Genomic DNA, 5,231 nt, shown 5'->3' with positions numbered 1-5,231 from the left:
GCGTCAGGCCTCGCCCAGGGCGGCGGAGACCACGGCGCGGGCCTCTTCCTGCACCTCGCGCAGGTGCTCCTCGCCGCGGAGCGACTCGGCGTACAGCTTGTAGACGTCCTCGGTGCCCGAGGGGCGCGCGGCGAACCATGCGGACTCGGTCTGCACCTTCAGGCCGCCGATCGCCGCGCCGTTGCCCGGCGCGTGCGAGAGCTTCGCGACGATCGGCTCACCGGCCAGCTCGGTCGCCGTCACGGCCTCGGGCGACAGCTTCGACAGCGCCGACTTCTGGGCGGGCGTCGCGGGAGCGTCGACGCGCTGATAGGCCGAGGCGCCGAACTGCGCCTCGAGCTCGGCGTAGCGCTGCGACGGCGTCTTGCCCGTGACCGCGAGGATCTCGGCGGCGAGCAGGCACAGCAGGATGCCGTCCTTGTCGGTGGTCCAGACGGTGCCGTCCTTGCGCAGGAACGACGCGCCGGCCGACTCCTCGCCGCCGAAGGCGACGGAGCCGTCCAGCAGGCCCGGCACGAACCACTTGAAGCCGACCGGCACCTCCAGCAGGGTCTTGCCGAGGGCGGATGCCACCTTGTCGATGATCATCGACGACACCAGGGTCTTGCCCACCGCGGCATCCGCGGGCCAGCCGGGGCGGTGCGAGAAGAGGTAGTCGATCGCGACGGCGAGGTAGTGGTTGGGGTTCATGAGCCCCGCGTCGGGGGTGACGATGCCGTGGCGGTCGGCGTCGGCGTCGTTGCCCGTGAGGATGTCGTAGTCGGCGCGGGCGGCCACGAGCGACGCCATGGCCGACGGCGACGAGGGATCCATGCGGATCTTCTCGTCCCAGTCCAGCGTCATGAACTTCCACGTCGGATCGACTTCGGGGTTCACGACGGTGAGGTCGAGGCCGTAGACCTCGGCGATGAGCGCCCAGTACTCCACCGACGCGCCGCCGAGCGGGTCGGCGCCCATGCGGACGCCGGCGTTCTTGATCGCGTCGACGTCGATGATGGATGCCAGATCCCGGACGTACGCGTCGCGGAAGTCGTACTGGCCGAGGGTGTCGAGGTCGATGTCGGCGTGACGCGTGCGGTGCACGCCCTCGAGGCCCGCGGCGATGAGCTGGTTCGCCCGGTCGGCGATCCACCCCGTCGCGTCGGTGTCGGCGGGGCCGCCGTGCGGCGGGTTGTACTTGAAGCCGCCGTCGCGGGGCGGGTTGTGCGAGGGCGTCACGACGATGCCGTCGGCGCGACCCGCGTCATCCGTCGCGCGCCCGCGGTTGTAGGCCAGGATCGCGTGGCTCAAAGCGGGGGTCGGTACCCACGCGTCGCGCGCGTCCACGCGCACGTCGACGCCGTTGGCCACGAGCACCTCGATCGCACTGCGCTCGGCCGGCAGCGACAGGCCGTGGGTGTCGCGCCCGAGGAAGAGCGGACCGGTGATGCCCTGCGCGGCGCGGTAGTCGACGATCGCCTGCGTCGTGGCGAGGATGTGGTCCTCGTTGAAGCTCGTACTCAGCGACGAGCCGCGGTGGCCGCTCGTGCCGAACGCGACGCGCTGCTCGGGCACGGTGGCATCCGGTTTGCGGTCGTAGTAGGCGGCGATCAGTTCGTCGATGTCGATGAGATCGGATGCCTCGGCGGGCTGTCCTGCGCGACTGCTCATGCCCACAGTCTGCCCGCTGCGCGGCCCGCGCGCACACGCTCGGGGGCATTCGCGCCGCAGAAGATCCCATGAATGCCTCGTGCGCGAGAAGCCTGCCCCGCTGGATCCGGGCGACCATCGGGCGATCGGCATCGGTCCGGGTCGTCGTCATGTGGTGCCGGCGGGTGCCGGGGATGGATAAAGTCTGAACGGGGAGGGATCGTGAGACGTATCGGTGTCGTCGACGACCACGATCTCGTGGGACTGGCCTTGCGCAACCTCGTCGATGCGTCGACGGGGCTGAGCTTCGCGCGCCACGAGCGGACCGTTCCGGCGATGACCCGCGCGGCACGCGACGCCGACCTGGTGCTCCTCGACCTCAGTCTGCGCGATGACAGCACGCCGCAAGAGAACGTCGAGGCGCTGCGGCGCTGGGGGGCGCACGTGCTCGTGCTGACCTCGGCCGAGAACCCGTTCCTCGTGCGGGAGGCCTCGCGTACCGCCGCGCTCGGCATCGCACGCAAGTCGCTGCCCGGCGACGACCTGTTGACGGCCATCATCGACGCCGCCGAGGGGCGCCACGTCCCCACGACCGAGTGGGCGTCGGCGCTGGACTCGGATCCCGGACTCACCGCCGCACCGCTGACCGCCCGCGAACGCGAAGTGCTCTCGCTGTACGCCTCGGGGATGGGCGCGCGCGAGGTCGCCGCCGCGCTGTGGGTGAGCGAGAACACCGTCAACGACCACTTGCGACGGATCAAGGCCGTCTATCAGCGTCTCGGGCGACCGGCGCCGAGCAAGGTGGATCTGTATCGGCGCGGCATCGAAGACGGGTTCCTCCCCGTCCCCCGTCGTGACTGAGGCTCCCGGCGTCGGCCCCGCCGTGCGGGCCACCCAACGCGCCCTGCTGCTCGCGGTCGCGGTGTCGATCCTCGCTTCGGCCGCGGCGGCGGTCCTGGTCGTATCGACCGTCAATGAGGCCGCGGCGCCCTCGTGGTGGTCGGCGGTGATGATCGTCACCTTCGCCGTCCTGCTGGCGGGAGGGGGGATCAGTCCGCTGCTGGGTCCCCGAGTCGGCCGCCGCGTCGCGGGGACGGCGGTGGCGGTCTTCGTGGCCACGGTGCTGGCCTACCCTGCCGCCGGTCTGGCGGCGGTCGAGGCCGGCCAGGAGGGGACGATCCCGTGGCTGCTGACCGCCGTCTCGGCCCCAGCGCTGGCGGCGCTGGTCGCGGGCGGATGGCGGTGGGTGGCGTCGCTGCTCTCGCTCTGGCTGGTGGTGGTGGTGTTCTCGCGCTTCCTGCTCGGCGGGTATTCGCTCACGGGGCTGGCCAACGACACCCAGGCGCTGCTGTCGGCGGTCACCACGTGCGCGGTCGCCGCGGCCGCCCTGCGCGCCGCCGTCCACGTGGACCGCTCCGCCGAGCAGACGGCCGTGGCTGCCGTGGCCGAGGCGGAGGAACGTGCGCGTCTGTCGGCGCGATCGCGCGCGGCCGCTTTCGTCCACGACGAGGTGCTCGCCGCTCTCCGCGGTGTCGCCGAGGCCCAGCCCGAGACGGAGGCGGCCGTGCTGCAGCAGGCCGCGCGCGCCACGGCGACCGTCGGCGACCGTCCGCGGTCCGCCGATCTGATCGACCGTCTGGGAACACTCGCCGCCGCGACCGGCGCCGCGCTGCACGCCCAGCGGGCACCGGACGCGGCGCCCTGCCCGCCGGAGGTCGCCGACGCGCTCGTCGCGGCGGCAGCCCAGGCGCTGGAGAACACCCGACGCCACGCCCCGGGCGCCAGCTCCCGTGTCCGGGTCGACCTCGAATCCACGGGCGGGCGGATCGAGATCACGGACGACGGTCCCGGCTTCTGCCCGCGGCGGGTGGCGACGGATCGACTCGGGATCGCCGTGACCATCCTCGGCGTGCCCGGGCGGATCCCCGGAGTGGAGGCCGAGGTCGACAGTGCCCCGGGCGAGGGGACGCGCGTGCGTCTGCGGTGGAGTGTTCCGGAGCCGTTCGCGGAGGACCCTCGGATCGAGGGGTTGTCGTTGCGCACGCGCGAGCGCCTGGTCGGATCGCTCTTCCTCGTGACGCAGACGGCCGTCGCGGTCGTCGCCGCGGTGCAGGGCGGTCTCGCCGGTCCGGGTGCGGTGTCGCTCGCGATGCTCGGGGTCCTGCTGGGGGTCGCTGCCCTCGTCGGCCGCACACGCAGCGAGATCACCCGAACGCGCGCTTTCGCGGTCGTCGCGGCGCTGTGCGGGTTCGTCGCCCTCGGCCTCACCGGCATCCCCGCCCCGATCACGTACGGGTCGGCGTGGTTCGTCACAGCGGCGGCGTTCGTGCTCGTCTCGCTGGCCCTGCGGGGCCGCGGCGACGCTGCGCTGACGGGGGCCGGCATCCTGCTGTCGTTCCTGGGCATCGACGCGATCGGACGCGTGGCGGATCTGCCGCAGATGCTCGGGATCGGAACGCGGGTGGCGACGGTGGTGTGCCTGAGCGTCGTGTTCGTCGCGATGTTGAAGCAGTTGCGCCGGTCCGCCGCGAGCCAGGCCGAACGCCGCATCGCCTCCGCCCGTCGCGCGGCGTGGGACGCCGCGTCCCACGCCGAGCTGCTCGCCCATCTCGCGGAGGTCGAGTCGTTCGCCCGGCCGTTGCTGGAGCGTGTGGTCGCGGCCGGCCGAGTCGCCGACGACGACCGCGCCGAAGCCCGGGCGGTCGAGGGCCGCTTGCGCGACGGCTACCGGGCGGGGCGACTGCACGGCCACGGGATCGCGGATGCCGCGATGCGGGCGCGCTTGCGCGGCGTCGACGTCGTGCTGCTCGACGACGGCGGCACGGTGGGGCCGTCCGAGGCGTGGCTCCCGGCGCTGGCCGATCTGGTGCGCGACCGCTTGTCGACGTCGCAACGGCGCATCGTCGTGCGCGTGCTCCCGCCCGGGCGTGCCGACCTGGCGCACGTCGTGACGGACGGTCGGTTGACGGTCTACCCCGCGGCGGTGTCCCCCGCGGGGGCGACGTCGATCGGAGTCCAGGGCGAGTAGTCGCGGTCGAGGATCGAGCGTTCCGGGTTCTGCCCGCGCGACCACCACCGCGCTTCGTAGCCGGTGCCGTCGAGCAGGACGCGGTCACCCTGGTTGTACAGCACGTCCGCCTGCCACTCGGGGTACGTGCCGTCCGGCAGCTGCGGCAGCGTGAAGGGACGATCGGATGCCAGAACCGGTCCGAGGTAGCTCCACGCCGAGGCGGTGATGTCCAGCATCGGATCGTCCGGCGGGGTGCCGTCCTCGTTCCACCACTTCGACACGTAGACCGAGCCGTGCCACACGACCTTGATCCCGCGGGAGTAGAACGCCGTCGAGCTCCAGACCGGATACGGGCTGGTCTTCGGATCGTCCTCGACCACGGGCTGGTCCGGGGCGGGGCCCGCCGCCTCGACGCGGCCGAGGTAGCCCGTGGACAGCACGTCCGCGAACGACTCGCCGCCTTGCTCCACGCCGCTGCAGCGGGTCGAGACCGTCCCGGTGAAGGGGTAGTTGGACCCGCACGTGTGGTCGCGGTTGAGCGACCACATCGACATCCGCGCGAGTCCGCGTTCGCTCGCGAACGACACGAGTG

General features: G+C 72.6%; 4 protein-coding genes. 2 read left to right on the top strand and 2 right to left on the bottom strand.

What is annotated here, in order from left to right:
- Positions 1–3: 3 nt before the first annotated feature.
- Entirely contained in the window at positions 4–1,650 is a 1,647-nt protein-coding gene (gene pgm / locus LQV45_RS17120) for a phosphoglucomutase (alpha-D-glucose-1,6-bisphosphate-dependent) (RefSeq protein ID WP_230008060.1), read from the bottom strand.
- A 201-nt stretch (positions 1,651–1,851) separates the two neighbouring features.
- Here pgm and LQV45_RS17115 point away from each other — a divergent pair, with 201 nt between their 5' ends.
- Complete coding sequence (locus LQV45_RS17115) at positions 1,852–2,490, top strand: response regulator transcription factor (RefSeq protein ID WP_230008059.1); 639 nt, start codon at positions 1,852–1,854, stop codon at positions 2,488–2,490.
- The gene (locus LQV45_RS17110) at positions 2,483–4,657 is read left to right on the top strand and encodes a hypothetical protein (protein ID WP_230008058.1); all 2,175 of its coding nucleotides are present in this window, start codon (positions 2,483–2,485) and stop codon (positions 4,655–4,657) included. Before LQV45_RS17115 ends, LQV45_RS17110 begins: the two co-directional genes overlap by 8 nt.
- On the opposite strand, the gene LQV45_RS17105 is transcribed toward LQV45_RS17110, so the two are convergent.
- Positions 4,600–5,231 (bottom strand): carbohydrate-binding protein (locus LQV45_RS17105; protein WP_374208233.1); only part of this gene is annotated, 632 nt, incomplete at its 5' end. The two genes, LQV45_RS17110 and LQV45_RS17105, sit on opposite strands and share 58 nt — an antisense overlap.

The sequence above is a fragment of the Microbacterium sp. Bi128 genome (genome assembly GCF_918698205.1).
The sequence above is the reverse complement of the archived record's forward strand: the minus strand, read 5'-3'. Positions and strand labels throughout refer to the sequence as shown.